Origin of the sequence: Pseudomonas graminis (assembly GCF_013201545.1) — a bacterium.
Lineage (GTDB): Bacteria > Pseudomonadota > Gammaproteobacteria > Pseudomonadales > Pseudomonadaceae > Aquipseudomonas.
This window is the reverse complement of record NZ_CP053746.1, coordinates 5,461,002-5,479,212: the sequence shown is the minus strand read 5'-3', so window position 1 is coordinate 5,479,212 and position 18,211 is coordinate 5,461,002. Positions and strand designations below refer to the sequence as shown.

The 18,211-nt window shown below is 64.4% G+C and carries 15 protein-coding genes; 12 read left to right on the top strand and 3 right to left on the bottom strand.

What is annotated here, in order from left to right; all coding sequences use genetic code 11:
• The first annotated feature begins 39 nt into the window (after nt 1–39).
• The 11 genes from FX982_RS24300 to FX982_RS24250 all read left to right on the top strand — a co-directional run bounded on the left by FX982_RS24300 (nt 40) and on the right by FX982_RS24250 (nt 13,420).
• Nucleotides 40–1,314 carry an NAD(P)/FAD-dependent oxidoreductase gene (locus FX982_RS24300; protein ID WP_172612912.1) on the top strand — a complete coding sequence of 425 codons (1,275 nt, stop codon included), beginning with the start codon at nt 40–42 and terminating at the stop codon, nt 1,312–1,314.
• Between the two features lie 108 nt (nt 1,315–1,422).
• Entirely contained in the window at nt 1,423–3,060 is a 1,638-nt protein-coding gene (locus FX982_RS24295; protein ID WP_172612911.1) for an ABC transporter substrate-binding protein, read from the top strand.
• 12 nt (nt 3,061–3,072) lie between these two features.
• Complete coding sequence (locus FX982_RS24290) at nt 3,073–4,029, top strand: ABC transporter permease (protein ID WP_172612910.1); 957 nt, start codon at nt 3,073–3,075, stop codon at nt 4,027–4,029.
• Nucleotides 4,026–4,901, top strand: coding sequence for an ABC transporter permease (locus FX982_RS24285; RefSeq protein WP_108123039.1), 876 nt, complete (start codon nt 4,026–4,028; stop codon nt 4,899–4,901). The genes FX982_RS24290 and FX982_RS24285 overlap by 4 nt, the downstream gene beginning before the upstream one ends.
• 1 nt (nt 4,902) lies before the next feature.
• Entirely contained in the window at nt 4,903–6,744 is a 1,842-nt protein-coding gene (locus tag FX982_RS24280; protein WP_172612909.1) for an ABC transporter ATP-binding protein, read from the top strand.
• Nucleotides 6,741–7,049 carry a (2Fe-2S)-binding protein gene (locus FX982_RS24275; protein ID WP_172612908.1) on the top strand — a complete coding sequence of 103 codons (309 nt, stop codon included), beginning with the start codon at nt 6,741–6,743 and terminating at the stop codon, nt 7,047–7,049. Before FX982_RS24280 ends, FX982_RS24275 begins: the two co-directional genes overlap by 4 nt.
• On the top strand, nt 7,031–8,422 hold the full coding sequence (locus FX982_RS24270) for an NAD(P)/FAD-dependent oxidoreductase (RefSeq protein WP_172612907.1): 1,392 nt from the start codon (nt 7,031–7,033) through the stop codon (nt 8,420–8,422). Before FX982_RS24275 ends, FX982_RS24270 begins: the two co-directional genes overlap by 19 nt.
• Nucleotides 8,419–9,573 (top strand): NAD(P)/FAD-dependent oxidoreductase, encoded by a 1,155-nt coding sequence (locus FX982_RS24265; protein WP_172612906.1) that lies wholly within the window; start codon nt 8,419–8,421, stop codon nt 9,571–9,573. Before FX982_RS24270 ends, FX982_RS24265 begins: the two co-directional genes overlap by 4 nt.
• Entirely contained in the window at nt 9,570–10,739 is a 1,170-nt protein-coding gene (argE, locus tag FX982_RS24260) for an acetylornithine deacetylase (protein WP_172612905.1), read from the top strand. The genes FX982_RS24265 and argE overlap by 4 nt, the downstream gene beginning before the upstream one ends.
• Before the next feature lie 117 nt (nt 10,740–10,856).
• Entirely contained in the window at nt 10,857–12,317 is a 1,461-nt protein-coding gene (locus tag FX982_RS24255) for an NAD-dependent succinate-semialdehyde dehydrogenase (RefSeq protein WP_172612904.1), read from the top strand.
• A 20-nt stretch (nt 12,318–12,337) separates the two neighbouring features.
• Nucleotides 12,338–13,420, top strand: a complete 1,083-nt coding sequence (locus tag FX982_RS24250) for a tartrate dehydrogenase (protein WP_172612903.1) — start codon at nt 12,338–12,340, stop codon at nt 13,418–13,420.
• A gap of 339 nt (nt 13,421–13,759) precedes the next feature.
• Here FX982_RS24250 and FX982_RS24245 read toward each other — a convergent pair whose 3' ends face one another.
• From FX982_RS24245 to FX982_RS24235, 3 genes are all read right to left on the bottom strand, one after another.
• Nucleotides 13,760–13,999: a pyocin S6 family toxin immunity protein gene (locus tag FX982_RS24245; protein ID WP_065987231.1), complete on the bottom strand. Its 240-nt coding sequence runs from the start codon at nt 13,997–13,999 to the stop codon at nt 13,760–13,762.
• A 7-nt stretch (nt 14,000–14,006) separates the two neighbouring features.
• The gene (locus FX982_RS24240) at nt 14,007–15,140 is read right to left on the bottom strand and encodes a colicin E3/pyocin S6 family cytotoxin (protein WP_172612902.1); all 1,134 of its coding nucleotides are present in this window, start codon (nt 15,138–15,140) and stop codon (nt 14,007–14,009) included.
• Nucleotides 15,141–15,755: 615 nt separating this feature from the next.
• Nucleotides 15,756–16,682 (bottom strand): 2-hydroxyacid dehydrogenase, encoded by a 927-nt coding sequence (locus FX982_RS24235; protein WP_172612901.1) that lies wholly within the window; start codon nt 16,680–16,682, stop codon nt 15,756–15,758.
• Between the two features lie 214 nt (nt 16,683–16,896).
• Here FX982_RS24235 and gabT point away from each other — a divergent pair, with 214 nt between their 5' ends.
• A complete protein-coding gene (gene gabT, locus FX982_RS24230; protein WP_172612900.1) occupies nt 16,897–18,195 on the top strand; it encodes a 4-aminobutyrate--2-oxoglutarate transaminase in 1,299 nt (432 codons plus the stop codon).
• Nucleotides 18,196–18,211 lie beyond the last annotated feature (16 nt).

Here is an 18,211-nt window from a genome sequence, read left to right as displayed (position 1 = left end):
CCGTTTCAGCGCCGCCGTTTTAGCAATAAGGGGTTAAAGATGGGCAGTGAATCCTATTGGCTCGACACTTCACCGGCCTTCACCGGTGCCCAACCCGGCGGCTTGCCCGGGCAGGTCGACGTGGCCGTGATCGGCGGTGGATTCACCGGCCTGTCAGCGGCGCGAGCCTTGGCCCTCAAGGGTGCCAGCGTGGTCGTGCTGGACGCCGGTCGGGTCATCGGCGAAGCCTCGGGGCGCAACGGTGGGCAGTGCAACACCGGCGTCGCGCAGGATTACGCCGGTCTGCACGCCAGTCTCGGTGCGGCCAGGGCGCGCGCCTATTACCAGGCCTATGAAAGCGCGGTCCAGACCGTGGTGTCGCTGGTCGAGCAGGAAGGTATCGCCTGCGATCTGCTGCGCAACGGCAAGCTCAAACTGGCGGCCAAACCCCTGCATTACGAAGGCTTGGCCCGCACCTGCGAGCTGATTCGCCAGGAGGTGGACGCCGACGTCGAGCTGCTGAATGCCGAGCAGACCCGTGCCGAAGTCAACTCGTCGCAGTTTCACGGTGGCTTATTGCAGCGCAACGGCGTGCAAATGCATGTCGGCCGCTTTGGGGTCGGTCTGGCGGAAGCCGCTGCCCGGCGCGGCGCAATGATTTACCAACACACCGCGGTCAAGGACTGGAAGCCCCAGGCCGGCGGTTATCAGGTCAACACCGCCAAGGGCTCACTGCACGCAGGCCAAGTGCTGCTGGCGACCGGCGCTTGCCAGCACGGCGACCTCGGCTGGTACCGCCGGCGGATCGTGCCGGTGGGCAGTTTTGTCATCGCCACGGAAGTCTTGCCCCAGGCGCTGATCGACGAGTTGTTGCCACAGCACCGGGCGTACGTGACCAGCCGCCAGATCGGCAACTACTTCCGCCTGACCCCGGACAACCGCCTGCTGTTCGGCGGCCGTGCGCGGTTTGCCATGTCCGACGGCGTGTCCGACGCCAAAAGCGGCAAGGTGCTGCAGGCGGCGATGCTGAACATGTTCCCGCAATTGGCCAACGTGAAAATCGACTACTGCTGGGGCGGCCTGGTGGACATGACGTCCGACCGCCTGCCCCGCGCCGGCCAGCACGGCGGCGTGTTTCATTCCATGGGCTACAGCGGCCATGGCGTGCAGATGTCCGTGCACATGGGCCAGGTCATGGCCGAGGTCATGGCCGGCAACGCGGCGGCCAACCCCTGGCGTGAACTGGACTGGCCGGCGATCCCCGGGCACTTCGGCAAGCCGTGGTTTCTGCCGTTCGTGGGCGCGTATTACCGCTTGCAGGACTATCTGCACTGACGCCTGCACTGAGTCGCCCGCTGTAGCGTCACCGTCGTCTGCGTTTCCAGGACGCTCCGGACATCCGTGAGCACTCGAATATCCCGATCATCGACAGGTAGCCTTGATATGACTGACCACAAAGACACCCCCGAGCTTATCTCCGGCCCAGACAGCCTGCGGGTATTCGAAGGCCTCAATCGCGGCATGTCGCGGCGCAACGCCTTGCAGATGCTCGGCCTTGCCGGCGTCGCCGCAGCGGGGGCGGGCAGCCTGTTCGGCAGCGCCGGCAAACTGTTTGCCGAAGAAGCCACCGCCGGCGGCAAAGGCAAACCCGGCGGCAAGATTCGCGTCGCCGGCATGTCCAGCTCCACCGCCGACACCCTCGACCCGGCCAAGGGCGCGCTGTCCACCGACTATGCCCGCCACTACATGTTCTACAACGGCCTGACCCGTTTCGATAAGCACCTGGTGCCGCAGCTGGAACTGGCCGAGCGCATCGACAACGTCGACGCCACGCTGTGGACCATCACCCTGCGCAAGGACGTGACCTTCCACAACGGCAAGAGCCTCGGTGCCGCCGACGTGGTGTTCTCCCTCAGCCGGCACAAGGACCCGATCACCGGCTCCAAAGTCATGCCGCTGATGGAGCAGTTCGCCGAGATCAAGGCCACCGGCCCGAACGAAGTGCAGATCCGCCTCAGCGCGCCGAACGCCGAACTGCCGTCGATCCTCGCCGTGTCGCACCTGCTGATCGTTCCCGAGGGCACCGCCGATTTCAACAAAGGCATCGGCACCGGGCCGTTCACCGTCGGCGAGTTCAAGCCGGGTGTGCGTTCGGTGGCTGTGCGCAACAAGAACTACTGGAAACCGGGCCTGCCGTACCTCGACGAGATCGAATTCATCGCCATCGCCGACGAGCCGTCGCGGGTCAACGCGCTGCTGTCCGGCGACGTGCACATGATCAACGAGGTCAACCCGCGCTCCACCACGCGCATCGCCGCCAGCCCCAAACACCGCGTCGTCGATGCACCCTCGGGCAACTACACTGACTTGATCATTCGCCAGGACCAGCTCCCCGGCAAAAGCCCGGAATTCACCCAGGCCATGAAACTGCTGCTGGACCGCGAACAGGTCAAATCCGCCGTGTTCCGTGGCTTCGCCGTGGTCGGCAACGATCACCCGATTGCGCCGGGGTCGCGCTACTTCAACACCGACTTGCCGCAGACGGTCTACGATCCGGAAAAAGCCAAGTTCCTGCTGAAGAAAGCCGGCATGGAAAGCATCACCATGCCGGTCATGGCGTCGCCTGCCGCGACCGGTTCGGTGGACATCGCCGTGCTGCTGCAGCAATCGGCGAAACAGGCCGGGCTCAAGCTGGACGTCAACCGTCTGCCGAGCGACGGCTATTGGTCCAATCACTGGATGAAGCACCCGTTGAGCTTCGGCAACATCAACCCGCGACCGAACGCCGACGTGATGTTCTCGCAGTTCTTCCAGTCCAAGGCGCCGTGGAACGAATCCGGCTGGCAGAACGATCAGTTTGACCAGTTGCTGATGCTGGCCCGGGGCGAAACCGACGACGCCAAGCGCGCCAAGATGTACGGCGACATGCAGACCCTGGTGCACGATCACTGCGGCATCGGCGTGCCGGTGTTCATCAGCAACATCGACGGCGTCGACCAGCGCATCAAGGGCTACGACTCCAACCCGTTGGGCGGCTTCATGGGTTACATGTTCGCCGAGCAGGTGTGGCTGGACGCTTGAGGAGGCAGTGCGATGAATAGCCATACGCTGTGGTTGATCTGCCGGCGCTTAGGTGCCGGGGTCGTGACCCTGTTGATCGTGTCCATGGTCGTGTTCGCGATCACGGCCGTGCTGCCGGGCGACGCGGCGCAGCAATCCCTCGGCCAGTTCGCCACCCCTGAACAGGTGGCGGCACTGCGCCTGAAACTGGGACTCGATCAACCCGGCGTGTTGCGCTATCTGCACTGGTTGATGAGCCTGCTCACCGGCGACATGGGCCAGTCGGTGTCCAACGCCATGCCGGTGGGTGAATTGATGGCGGGCCGGGTGCCGAACACGCTCATGCTGGCGGCCGCCACGGCGCTGGTGTCGGTGCCGCTGGCGCTGATCCTCGGCATCGGTTCGGCCATGGGCCGGGGCGGACGCATCGACAGCTGCCTGAGTTTCATCACCCTGGCCATGGTTGCAGTGCCGGAGTTTCTGGTGGCGACCCTGGCGGTGCTGATTTTCGCGGTCAACCTCGGTTGGCTGTCGGCGCTGTCGTACGCCACCGACATCACCTCGCCGCTGCAGTTTCTGCGCACCTACGCGCTGCCGGTGATGACCCTGTGCTGCGTGATCGTGGCGCAGATGGCGCGGATGACCCGCGCCGCCGTCATCGACCAGCTCGACAGCCCGTACGTGGAAATGGCCCGCCTCAAAGGCGTCAGCCCGATCCGCATCGTCCTGCGCCACGCCTTGCCCAACGCCATCGGGCCGATTGCCAACGCCATCGCCCTGAGCCTGTCGTACCTGCTCGGCGGGGTGGTGATCGTCGAGACCATCTTCAACTACCCCGGCATCGCCAGCCTGATGGTGGATGCCGTGACCAACCGCGACATGGCCCTGGTGCAAGCCTGCACCATGCTGTTCTGCGCGGCCTATCTGGCGTTGGTGTTGCTTGCCGACCTCTGCGCCATCCTCTCCAACCCGAGGCTGAGAAACCAATGAACCCGCTCATTGCGAAATCCAGGCCTGCGTCTTCAGCCCTGGCACTGGCCAAGGTCTCCGGCAACCCGTCCTGGCTGGGATTGGTCGGTGCTGCCGTCTGCGTGATCTGGCTGCTGGTGGCGCTGTTCGGCCCGTGGCTGGCGCCGCACCCGGTCGGGGAAGTGATCTCCGACAACATCTTCGAAGGCTTCAGCCTGGCGCATCCCTTCGGCACCGATTACCTGGGCCGCGACATGCTCAGCCGGGTGTTGGTGGGCGCGCGCTTCACGGTCGGTCTGTCGCTGGTGGCGGCGCTGTTGGCCAGCTTCTTCGGGACCGGCTGCGCGCTGCTGTCAGTGGTTTCGCCGAAATGGCTGGACGAAATCATCAGCCGGATCATGGACGCCTTCATTTCGATCCCGAGCAAAATGCTCGCGCTGATCATGGTCTCGGCCTTCGGCTCGTCGGTCACGCTGCTGATCTGTACGGCGGTCATCAGCTACATCCCCGGTTCGTTCCGGGTGGCCCGCAGCATGGCGGTCAATATCGAAGCGCTGGAGTACGTGCAAGTGGCGCGCACCCGGGGCGAGGGCAAGTTGTACGTGGCGTGCCGGGAAATCCTGCCGAACATGCTCAACCCTGTGCTCACCGACCTGGGCCTGCGTTTCGGCTACATCGTGCTGTTGCTCAGCGGCATGAGTTTTCTGGGCCTCGGCGTGCAGCCGCCGGACGCCGACCTCGGCTCGCTGGTGCGGGAAAACATCGGCGGCCTCAATCAGGGCGCGATGGCGATCATTATTCCGGCGCTGGCCATCGGCACGCTGACTATCGGCGTCAATCTGCTGATCGACTACCTGTCATCGCGACGCGGTCGCCGCTCGGGAGGCCATTGATATGACCCAGTTGATTCGCGTCGAAGACTTGCGCGTGGTGGCCGGTGATCCGGGCAGCGAAGTGGAGATCGTCAAGGGCGTGAGTTTTGCCCTGGAGAAAGGTGAAGTGCTGGCGCTGATCGGCGAGTCCGGCTCCGGCAAAACCACGATTGCCCTGGCCTTGCTCGGTTATGCACGGCGCGGCTGCCGGTTGTCCGGTGGCGTGGTGCAGGTCGGCGAACACGACATGCTCGCCCTCAGCGAAAAAGAGTTGCAGGGCCTGCGCGGCAATCGTGTCTCGTACATCGCCCAGAGCGCGGCGGCGGCGTTCAACCCGGCGAAAAAACTCCTTGATCAAGTGGTGGAAGGGCCGTTGATCCACGGCCTCGGCACCCGCGCAGAGCTGGAAGCCAAGGCCATCGGCCTGTTCCGCGACCTGGCCCTGCCAAACCCGGAACGCATTGGCCGTCGCTACCCGCACCAGGTTTCCGGCGGGCAACTGCAACGGGTGATGGCCGCCATGGCCCTGATCAGCGACCCGCTGCTGGTGGTGCTCGACGAGCCGACCACCGCGCTGGACGTCACCACCCAGATCGATGTGCTGCGGGCGTTCAAGCGCGTGGTGCGAGAACGCGGCGCCACGGCGGTCTACGTGTCCCACGACCTGGCCGTGGTGGCGCAAATGGCCGACCAGATTGTCGTGCTCAACGGCGGGCAGATTCTCGAACAAAGCGCCACTGCGCCGCTGCTCAAGGCACCGGCCCACGACTACACCCGCAGCCTGCTGGCGGCCGCGCGCCCTGATACGCGCATTCGTCCGCCCTGTGGCATCGCGGAAGAAGGGCCACTGCTGACCATCACCGGCCTGACCGCCGGCTACGGCAACAAAAACCTGCACGGCATGCCGGCGATTCGCGTGCTGGAAGACATCGACCTCACCGTACGACGTGGCCAGGCCATCGGCGTGATCGGAGAATCCGGCTCGGGTAAATCCACCCTGGCGCGGGTCGTGGCGGGGCTCTTGACCCCGGCACTCGGCGGCCTGACCTTCGACGGTCAGCCGTTGGGCGGCAGCCTGTCCGAGCGCACGCCGGAGCAGTTTCGGCGCATCCAGATGGTCTTCCAGAACGCCGACACCGCGCTCAACCCGATGCACAGCGTGGCGACCATCCTCAGCCGTCCGTTGAAAATGTATTTCGGCCTCAAGGGCGCGGCGTTACAGGCGCGCATCGGCGAGCTGCTCGACCTGGTGCGCCTGCCGCGGGACATGGCCGACCGCCGTCCCAATGAACTGTCGGGCGGCCAGAAGCAGCGGGTCAATCTGGCCCGGGCATTGGCGGCCAAGCCCGACCTGATTCTCTGCGATGAAGTCACCTCGGCCCTCGACACCGTGGTGGGCGCGGCGATCCTCGAACTGCTGCGCGACCTGCGCCAGCAACTGGGCGTGTCCTACCTGTTCATTAGCCACGACATCTCCACCGTGCGCGCGCTGTGCGACGACATCGTGGTGATGTACAGCGGCCACAAAGTCCACGCCGGCCGCCGCGAATCCTTTGCCGAAGCGCCGTACCACCCGTACACCGACCTGTTGATTCACTCGGTGCCGGAACTTCGCCAGGGCTGGCTGGAAACCTGCGGCGCCACCAGTGGCGAGCTGCCGCCGATCGGCGAGCGGGCCAACCTGCCGGAGCTGTGCACCTTCCTCAATCGCTGCCCGATGCGCATCGACGGCCTGTGCAACCGCACCGCGCCGAACCGTCGCACGCTGGACAATGGCAGCGAAATTCTGTGCCACCGCGACGCCGCCGATCTGCTGGTGACCCAGCGCGGCGTCACCCCCACAAGCTTTGGAGCGTATGCATGAAAGGGCGTTTTGTGAGGCTGGCCGAACAGGGCCGGCCGACGGTCAAGCTGACCGTGGATGGCGCGCCAATCGAAGCGTTGCAGGGCGACACGCTGATGGTGGCGTTGCTGACCCAGGGCACCGCGCTGCGCCAGTCGGAATTCGACAGCGGCCGCCGCGCCGGTTTCTGCCTGATGGGCGCGTGCCAGGATTGCTGGGTCTGGACCCGTGGCGGCGAACGCCTGCGCGCCTGCTCCAACGAAGTCCGCGACGGGCTGGACATCGTCACCACACAACCGGAGGCGACATGGCCACTGCACAGCTGAGCACCCATCGCGTCGTCATCGTCGGCGCGGGCCCGGCCGGCGTGCGCTGCGCCGAAACCCTGCTGGCGGCCGGCATCAAACCGATTGTGGTGGACGAGAACCGCCGCGACGGCGGGCAGATCTACCGCCGCCAGCCGGACGGATTCACCCGCGATTACTCCACCTTGTATGGCAGCGAAGCCGACAAGGCCAAAGACCTGCACCAGACCTTCGACCGCATCCGTAGCGCCATCGATTACCGCCCGGATACCCTCGTGTGGAACCTCACGCCGGGGCAGTTGTGCTGCGCCAATCAGGGCCGCCACACCACGCTGGACTATGACGCGCTGATCCTCTGCACCGGCGCCACCGACCGCTTGATGCCCATCGAAGGCTGGCAGCTGGCCGGCACCTACAGCCTGGGCGGGGCGCAGATCGCGTTGAAGAATCAGGCCGTTTCCATCGGTCATCGTGTGGTGTTCATGGGCAGCGGGCCGCTGCTGTACCTGGTCGCCAGCCAGTACGTCAAAGCCGGCGCGACTGTGGCCGCGGTCCTCGATACCTCGCCCTTCAGCCTGCGGATCAAAGCCCTGCCCAAGCTGCTGGCGCGGCCGGGTTTGCTGTGGACCGGCATGAAACTGCTGGCGCAGTTGTACCAGGCCAAAGTACCGGTGCATCTCGGCGTCAAGCCGTTAGAGGTGCTGGGCGATGCCGCCAATGGCGTGGCAGGCGTGCGTTTTACGACGGGCAGCGGCAAGGCCGTGACCGTGCAGGCCGATGCCGTGGCGCTGGGGTATCACTTGCGTCCGGAAACCCAGCTGGGTGATCTGGCCGGTTGCGCCATGGCCTTCGATGAAGCCTCCAGCCAATGGTGGCTGGCGACGGACGAAGCCGGTCGGACCTCGGTGAACGGCGTCTATGCCGCGGGCGACGGGGCGAAAATTCGCGGCGCCGATGCTGCCGAGCACGCCGGGCGGCGAGTGGCGTTGGCGCTGCTGGAAGACCTCAAGCAGCCGTTCAATGCCGGGCTGCGCGATGAACAGCAACAGGCGCTGGCGGTGATGGACCAGTTTCGTCTGGGCCTGGCCGAAGCGTTTCCCTGGCCTGCTGAACAGGCCAAGGCCTTGCCCGACAGCGCCATCGTCTGCCGCTGCGAGATGATCACGGCCGGCGAATTGCGCCGCACGGTTAATGAGAAGGGCGCCTGTGAAGTCAACCGCGCCAAGGCATTCAGCCGGGTCGGCATGGGTCGCTGCCAGGGCCGTTATTGCTCCCAGGCGGGGGCTGAAGTGATCGCCGCAGAGGCCGGCGTGCAGGTGCAGGAAGTCGGTCGCCAGCGCGGGCAGGCGCCGGTCAAACCCTTGTCGATGCTCATTGAGGAGGTGTCGCCATGAGCGTGCAAAAAGCAGATGTGGTGATCGTCGGTGGCGGCGTGATGGGCTCAGCGACGGCGTTCTTTCTGCGTCAGCGCGGGCAGTCGGTGATCCTGCTGGAGCGCGACCAGATCGGTCAGTACGCCAGCGGCGTCAACTTCGGCAACGTGCGCCGGCAAGGGCGTTTTCTCGGGCAACTGGCGCTGGCCAACCGCTCGTACGCGCTGTGGAAACGCCTGCCGGAACTGATCGACGACGACCTCGAATTCATCCCCAGCGGGCACATGCGCGTGTGTTACCGCGAAGACGAAATCGCCGAGCTGGAAGCGTATGCCGCCGCCCCGGAGGCCGAGCAGCTGGACTTGAAAATCTACCGGGGCGCCGAGCTGCATCAGCGCTTTGGGTTTCTCGGCGCGGACGTCAAAGGCGGCTCGTACGCCCCCCACGACGGCCACGCCAACCCGCGCCTCGCCGCGCCAGCCTTTGCCCGTGCCGCTAGGCGTCTGGGGGCGCAGATTGAAGAGCGCACGGAAGTGGCCGAGGTCCAGAAGGTCGGCGGTGATTTTCACGTCACCACCACCGACGGTCGCCAGTTCCACGCCGCGCAGCTGTTGATCACCGCCGGCGCCTGGGGCCAGAAACTCTCGGCGCAGTTCGGCGAACCGGTGCCGCTCGACACCCACGGCCCGCAGATGGCGGTCACGGAACCGGTGCCCTACGCCTTGCCGACGGTGATCGGCGTGTACACCAAGATCGCCGAAGAGGTGATTTATTTCCGCCAGATTCCCCGGGGCAACATCGTCATCGGCGGCGGCTTTCGTAGCAAACCGGACATGCTCAACCGTCGCGCCGCTGTCGAACCGCGCAGCATCCTCAATCAGGCCGAGCAGATGCGCCGGCTGCTGCCGGGCGTCGGCAATCTGAACATCATCCGAGTGTGGAGCGGCATTGAAGGCTACCTGCCGGACTCGCTGCCGATCATGGGCCCCAGCGGCACCGTCGACGGCCTGTTCTACGCCTTCGGCTTTTGCGGCCACGGCTTCCAGCTCGGCCCCGGCGTCGGTGACGTGATGGCCGAACTGCTCGATACCGGTCGCACCACGACCCCGATCGAGGCATTCTCCATCACGCGTTTTGCCCATCCCGCCGTGCAACGGAGCCACGCCTCATGAAACCCCGCGTTCTCGAGATTCTGAAACGGCTGATGGCCTTCGAAACCGTGTCGTCGGAGTCCAACATGGCCCTGATCGATTACGTCCGCGACCTGCTGCTGACCAAGGGCATCGAGTCGCTGATCGTCAAGGACGAGAGTGGCAAGAAGGCCAACCTGTTTGCCAGTACCGGGCCGAAAAACCAGCCCGGCGTATTGCTCTCCGGGCATACCGACGTGGTGCCGGCGGCGGGGCAGGCGTGGACCTTTCCGGCCTTCGCCGCCACCGTGCAGGACGGGCGCATCTATGGCCGTGGCAGCTGCGACATGAAGGGCTTCATCGCCCTGGCCATCGACGCCATGCTCGACGCGGCAGAGCACTCACTCACACGCCCCCTCAACCGCCCGCTGCAACTGGCCTTGTCCCATGACGAGGAGATCGGTTGCGTCGGCGTGCGGCGCTTGCTCGACGTGCTGGACCTGGCGCCGGTGCGGCCGTTTCTCTGCGTGATCGGCGAGCCGACCAACATGCAGTTCGTGCTGGGCCATAAGGGCAAGGGCTCCTACCGGACCTATTGCCGGGGTCAGGAAGCGCATTCGTCCCTGGCGCCGCGCTCGGTCAACGCCATTCACGTGGCCTGCGACTTCATCGCCTCCCTGCGGGAGAGCCAGCAGCATCTGCAACAACACGGCGCTCAGGACACCGACTACGACGTGCCTTACAGCACCGTGCACGTCGGCCAGATCAGCGGCGGCAAGGCGCTGAACATCGTGCCGAACTTGTGCACCCTGGATTTCGAGGTGCGCAACCTGCCGGCGGACAATCTGGAGCAGTTCATCGAGCAGATGCGCGAGCGTGCCGAAGTGATCGTGCGCGAGGCGCAAAAGCTCTCCAGCGTCGCGGCCATCGAGATCGAAACCATCAACGTCTACCCCGGTCTCGACACCCATCCGACGGTCGAAGCGGTGAGCTTCCTCAAGCAGTTCGCCGCGCCGGACACCGGCATGACCAAAGTTTCGTTCGGCACCGAAGGCGGTCTGTTCAAGCAGCGCCTCGACGTGCCGGTGGTGGTGTGCGGCCCGGGTTCCATCGAGCAGGCGCACAAGCCGGACGAGTTTATCGAGGTCAGCCAGATGGACGCCGGCGAGCGCTTTTTGCAAGGGCTGCTGGGCTCGCTGAAGGCGTAGCAGAGCCTGCCGTCCTGACGTGAATTTCAGCACGGCGCACTGGTTTCAAGACGCTTTCGGCATCCTCGGTCGAGCCAGATCCCTAGACTGGAATCTGTCTCGGATCAGGACTCGACCATGCTCAAGAATCGCTTGCAAGACCCCGGCCTGCTGGCTGAATGCGCCTACGTCAACGGCCAGTGGATCGCTGCTGACAGTGGCGCCACCCTGGACGTCCGCGACCCCGCCAGCGGCGAACTGCTGGCGCAGGTCCCGGCCATGGACGCGGTCGACACCCGCCGCGCCATCGAAGCCGCCGAACGTGCCTGGCCGGCCTGGCGCGCGCGCCCGGCGGCAGAACGCGCGGGGCTGCTGGAGCGCTGGTTTCAGGCGATGATCGACCACCTCGATGACCTCGCGCTGATCATGACCTGCGAGCAGGGCAAGCCGCTGAACGAGGCCAAGGGCGAAATCCGCTACGGCGCCGGCTTCGTCAAATGGTTCGCCGAAGAAGCGCGCCGGGTCTACGGCGAAACCATGCCGGCGCCCACTGGCGACCGCCGCCTGCTGACCCTCAAGCAACCCGTGGGCGTCTGCGCGGCGATCACCCCGTGGAATTTCCCCAACGCGATGATCACCCGCAAATGCGCGCCGGCCCTGGCCGCCGGCTGCCCGATCATCGTCAAACCGTCGGACCTCACGCCGCTGTCGGCCCTCGCCCTGGCGGTGCTGGCCGAACGCGTCGGTATTCCGGCCGGCGTGTTCAACGTCATCACCGGGATGCCCGCGGGCATCGGCGAAGAACTCACCGGCAACCCGGCGGTGCGCAAGATTTCCTTCACCGGCTCCACCGCCGTCGGCCGCCTGCTGATGCGCCAGAGCGCCGAACACATCAAACGCCTGAGTCTGGAACTGGGCGGCAACGCGCCGTTTGTGGTGTTCGACGACGCCGACCTCGAGCAAGCCGTGGCCGGGGTGATGATCAGCAAGTTTCGCAACGCCGGGCAAACCTGCGTGTGCGCCAACCGCATTCTGGTGCAGGCGGGCATCTACGACCGTTTCGCCGCGCGGCTGGTGGAGGAGGTCGGCAAACTCAAGGTCGGTAACGGCCTGGAAGAGGGCATGACCATCGGCCCGCTGATCAACCCGGCGGCGGTCGCCAAGGTGGCGCGGCACATCGACGATGCCCTGAGCCAGGGCGCGAAACTGCTCTGCGGCGGGATTCCATCCGGCGACAGCCCGTTCGTGCAACCCACCGTGCTGGCTGACGCCCACGCCGGCATGCTGCTGGCCAACGAAGAAACCTTCGGCCCGGTGGCGCCGTTGATGCGCTTTACTGATGAAGCCGAGGCATTGGCGTTGGCCAACGCCACGCCGTTCGGTTTGGGCGCCTACTATTTCACCCAGGACCTGAAGCGCTCGTGGCGCTTCGGCGAGGCGCTGGAGTTCGGCATGGTCGGCCTCAACACCGGGATCATCTCGATGGAAGTTGCGCCCTTCGGCGGCATCAAACAATCGGGCCTCGGTCGCGAGGGCAGCAAGTACGGCCTGGACGAGTACCTTGAAGTCAAAGCCTTCCACATCGGCGGCTTGAACTGATTCATTGCAAGGGGCGCACCATGAGCAAGGCATTCAGAATCGCCGCGATTGCGGGCGACGGCATCGGCAAGGAAGTCCTGCCGGAAGGGCTGCGGGTACTGGAACAGGCGGCGAAAAAATGGCAACTGAACCTGAGCATTGATGTGCTCGACTGGGCCCACTGCGACTACTACCTCCAGCACGGGCAGATGATGCCCGACGACTGGTTCGAACAGCTCAAGGGCTATGACGCGATCTACTTCGGCGCCGTGGGCTGGCCCGACAAGGTGCCGGACCACATTTCCCTGTGGGGTTCCTTGCTCAAGTTTCGCCGGGACTTCGACCAATACGTGAACATCCGCCCGGTGCGGCTGTTCCCCGGCGTGCCCTGTCCGCTGGCCGGACGCAAGCCGGGTGACATCGATTTCGTGGTGATACGGGAAAACACCGAGGGCGAATATTCGTCGGTGGGCGGCAAGATGTTCGAAGGCACCGAACACGAATTCGTGCTGCAGGAATCGGTGTTCACCCGTCGCGGCGTCGACCGCATCCTCAAGTTCGCCTTCGAACTCGCCCAGACCCGCCCGCGCAAACGCCTGACGGCCGCGACCAAATCCAACGGCATCTCCATCAGCATGCCGTACTGGGACGAACGCACGGCGTTGATGGCGGCGAATTACCCTGAGGTCAGCTGGGACAAACAGCACATCGACATTCTGTGCGCCCGCTTCGTGCTGCAGCCGGACCGCTTTGACGTGGTCGTGGCGTCGAACCTGTTCGGCGACATCCTGTCGGACCTCGGCCCGGCGTGCGCCGGCACCATCGGCATCGCCCCCTCGGCCAACCTCGACCCGGAACGGCGGTTTCCGTCGTTGTTCGAACCGGTGCATGGCTCCGCGCCGGACATCTACGGACAGAACATCGCCAACCCCATCGCGATGATCTGGTCCGGCGCGCTGATGCTCGACTTCCTCGGCAACGGCGACGAACGCTACCGCGCGGCCCACGACGGGATCTTGCAGGCGATTGAACAGGTGATTGCCGAAGGCCCGATCACCCCGGACCTGGGCGGCAAGGGCTCGACGCAAGACGTGGGGGCGGCGATTGCCGGGAGGTTGGTTTAGGGGGTGGCGGTGTTTCAGCGGGACTGGCTTTTGACGTATGTGGGACCGGCTTTAGCCGGGAAGGCGTAAGGGTGCGCGTTCCAATAGTAGGACCGGCTTCAGCCGAGAAGAGGCCGGTGTGTGCAATATCATTTTTCCGGTATGGCCGCTGACGCCTTCCCGGCTAAAGCCAGTCCCACAGGGACGCAGAGCGTCCTGGGCGGCATTACCACGCAGAGCGTGGGAACGATCAAAATTTCATGCCCGGACACCGTACCTGTGGGAGCGAGCTTGCTCGCGAATGCTTTGGTTGGAACGCCTCATTAAGTTATCCAGAGGGTGGTTGGCCCCGTGCTGTGCTCACGCTACGACGCCTATCAGGAGCTTCAGATCGGTCGGAAGTTGGCGTCCCGTGATTGAAGACAGCATTGTGACCTGCTCGTTTGTCAGCGGCCAGTCACCTTCCGCCATCGCGTTTAGGCTTGCATGGCCGAGCCGCGCTACGATTTCGTCATTCAACGACGGATCTATCTTCATTTCAAATTTCAGCGAGTCGTCTTCGGTGCTGTCGAGCAAAAATCCAAATATATAGAGGAACATAGAACTCTCACTTTTCAATTTTACGGCCGGGCTTGGCCGGCTTGGTTCGCTCGCCGCTCTGAGGATCAAACTCCCCCAAGTGCTTGCCTTGTTTGTCATACATTTCGACAGTCCCGTGCTGACTATCCCACTCAAATATTCGGCCTTTGGGATCTTTCCAGCGTCGTCGCTTCGCTCCACCACCCTGGACCATTGTTTTACTGTCTGCTTTCTTGGCGTCTGGAAAGCCTGGGAGGTCCAGCGGAGGCGGATGATACCCATGATCCCCATTAAACGGCCTTGCATACACCACGTACATCGACCTCAGCCCCGACTCGGCCGGGAAGACCAGGATGCAGTCTTCAGCGGTGATGTCGTCGCCGGGGAGGCCGTCGAGCTGGCTGTCGGTGTCGTCCGGGATCGGGTGGACGAGGATGGTGCCTAAGCGTGCGTCGCTGTTTTCAGGGTAGACCAGCGGTTCCAGTCTCCCGTGTCGGCCCAAGCGGGGCGTCATGAGGATGGTGATGCCGTTGAGATGGGCTTCCATCGCACTTTTGTCGGCGTTCCAGCGGGCTTGCACGGTGCGGACCGAGTCGTCGCCGGATGCTTTGGAGTGAATGCCGTAGATCTGCAACTCGCCCTCTGCATCACGGCGCAGCTGAAAGCGCACCCGCGTGGTTGCCTGAGTCAGGTTGCGCAATTCGTTGTCGGTGTAGAGCGTGCCGTCGCCCATCTTCGCCGGGAGCATGCCGACGATGAACAGACTCGCCGGGCCGCCGGCTCCGCGAAGCAGCCAGGTATGGCTGCGTTGCATGATGCCGCCACCGGCCATGCGGCCCAGTCCCATGTCTGCGCCGAGTGCGGCGGCAATGGCGTTGGAGGCGGAGGGCAGCATCATGGCGCCCGCCATCATGATCGCGCCGAAGTTGGAGGCGGGCTCTACCTCAGTGCCGGCGTCAGTGCTGCACCATTCCCCGGTGCAGGATTTGGCGAAGACCTTGTCCGTGCGCTCCTTCGGGGCCGGCCAGCGCTCTGGCATCGGAGTGGGCACCCGCACGGGTTCGGGAGGCGGATTCCACGCTGCCCACGACGCGCCTCCGTTGGGAAGACCTTTGAAAATCGAGTCGTCCCCAAAGGGATCTTTTTTGTCGTCCTTGAACATGACATTGTTGATGCCTGCCAATTTGAGGCGGCGGAGGATGCGGGCGGGTCGACGGGTGGTCAACGGCGTGGGGGTTACGGGATGTTGCCGGACGGAAAGGCTTTAGATTTCAGTGGGACTGGCTTCAGCAGACAAGACGTAAGGTTTCACGTCACATAACTGTGGGCGACTGGACTGGCCTCTTCCCGGCTAAAGCCGGTCCCACTAAAAAAGCATGCGCTGTGTCAGTGGGACCGGCGCCGATCCCCGTAAGACCGGCTTCAGCCGGGAAGCCCTTGATCTGCTTTTGATCTGCTTTTGATCTTCATACGCAAATAGCCCAGACGACACCAATCGCGACTTTGGTGCAGGCTGAACGTAGACGACGCGGAGTGGGTCGAGCCGCATGGATGCGGCGAGAGCGCCGTCAGGACATGGATGTCCGTTCGGCGCGGGCCCACGGAGCGTCGTCGAAGTGAGGGTACTCCGACGAAGGAGGAGCCCAACCAGGAGCAAGCACCCTTGGTTACTTGGGGTGCTTTTCCAAGTAACTCGCCGAAGGCGAAACAGTCTGCCCCCAGGCAGACGCCCTTGATCTGGCTTTACCACGCGGAGCGTGGGAACGATCTGCGAAGCTCAATACCCCCGGTTTCGATCTATCTGACCGACCATCCGCTCCCCCCGCTCAAACCGCCGAATATTCTCCAGCAACACCCCAAACGCACTCGCCGGCTGCGTCATCGCCGCCACATGCGGCGTCAACACCACCTGCGGGTGCCCCCAAAACGGATGATCAGCCGCCGCCGGCTCCACCTGCAACACATCCAGAATAGCGCCGCCCAACTGACCACTTTCCAGCGCCTCCAGCAAATCCCCCTCCACCAGATGCCCGCCGCGGCCCATATTGATCAGCCCCGCACCCCGCGGCAGCAACGCAAACAGATTCCGGTCCAGAATCCCCTCCGTCTGCTCCGTCAACGGCAACACACACAGCAAAATATCGCACTGCCCCAAAAACGCCGACAACTGCGCCTGACCCGCAAAACAGTCCACCCCCTCAATCTCATGAACACTGCGCGCCCAGCCCGACAAGGCAAAGCCGAACGGCGCCAGCGTCGCCAGAATCTGCTGCGCCTGGGTGCCCAACCCCATCACCCCCACGCGCCGATGCTCTGCCGGCTGCAACAGATGCGCCTGCCAACAGCGCGCCGCCTGCTGCTCGCGGTACCGCAGCATGTCCCGGTGCAGACTCAACACCGCCCACGTCGCGTACTCGCACATGCCCCGCGTAATGCCCGGATCCAGCAGCCGCACTACGGGCAGGTCCGCCGGCAACCGCGACAGATCCAGCTGATCGACCCCGGCCGACAGCGCAAACAGCACCTTCAGATTGGGCAGCAACTGCGTCAGATCATCCGGCGCCTGCCAGGCGGCCAGGTACTCGACCTCTTCGGGATTGCCGATGTCCGGCCAGGCGCGCCATTCGATGTCCGGTGCGTGTTCGGCGAACAGCGTCTGCCAGTGTGGCGCGCGCGCGAGGTCGGCTTTGTAGAGCAAGGCCATGGGCGTTTCCTGCTGAAAGGACATTGAAGGGAAGTGTAGGGAGCCAGCCCACATCATCCCCCAAGCCCGGCGCAGGATCTGTTGAAAGGCGGGGCCAAAACAGTTGATCCGAATTTCTCACGGGCCAAGTTCGGCTAAGTGCGTTGCCCGCACGCCGTAACCTGAACAGCATCGCAACCGCCTCCAGGTTGCCGGACTCACGATGGGAAATGCCATGAACAGCAAAGTCGACGAAACCCCTCTTTTGCTCCGTCAGCGCGAGCAATTTGTGCCCCGTGGGCTGGTGACCGCGCACCCGCTGGTGATCGACCGCGCCCAGGGCACCGAAATGTGGGACGTGGATGGCAAGCGCTACCTGGATTTCGTCGGCGGCATCGGCGTGCTCAACATCGGCCACAACCACCCGAAAGTGGTCGCCGCCGTGCAGGCTCAACTGCAAAAAGTCTCCCACGCCTGCTTCCAGGTGGCGGCCTATACGCCTTACCTCGACCTGGCCCAGCGCCTGTGCGAAATGATCGGCGGGCAGGAAGCCTACAAGGCCGCGTTCTTCACCTCCGGCGCCGAAGCGGTGGAAAACGCGGTGAAGATCGCCCGTGCCCATACCAACCGTTCAGCGGTCATCGCCTTTCGTGGCGGCTTCCATGGACGCACCTTGCTCGGCACCACGCTCACCGGCATGAGCCAACCCTACAAGCAGAACTTCGGGCCGTTTGCGCCGGAAGTGTTCCATACGCCGTACCCGAACGCGTATCGCGGCGTTAGCAGCGTTGACGCAATCACCGCGCTGAACGAATTGCTCGCCACCCAAGTGGCACCGGACCGCGTGGCTGCAATTCTGATCGAACCCGTGCAGGGCGATGGCGGTTTCCTCGCCGCGCCGCCAGAGTTTCTCCAGGCACTGCGCGCCTTGGCCGACAAGCACGGCATCGTGCTGATCCTCGACGAAATCCAGACCGGTTTCGGTCGCACCGGCACCTGGTTTGGTTACCAGCACGCCGGCATCCAGCCTGATCTGGTCACCGTCGCCAAAAGCCTCGCCGGTGGCCTGCCGTTGTCGGGTGTGGTCGGCAAGGCGCACATCATGGATGCGCCGCTGCCCGGCGGACTCGGCGGCACCTACGGCGGCAACGCTCTGGCGTGCGCAGCGGCACTGGCGGTGATCGATGCATTTGAGGAAGAACAACTGCTCGCGCGCAGCCAGCTTTTGGGCGAGCGCCTGCGTCGGGGCCTGATCGGTTTGCAGGCGCGTTACCCGCGGATCGGCGACGTGCGCGGCACCGGTTTCATGCTGGCGATCGAGCTGATCAAGGATGACGCCGCGCGCACCCCGGACGCCGATCTCAATTCACGGGTGATCGACGAAGCCCGTGCCGGTGGTTTGCTGGTCATCAAATGCGGCGTTTACCGCAACGTGCTGCGCTTCCTCGCGCCGCTGGTGACGACAGAAGCCCAGGTCGACGAAGCCGTGCAGATCCTCGACGCGGCCTTGGCACGGGTCTTGAACTCGAATTGAAGCAGCGCCTTGCCCG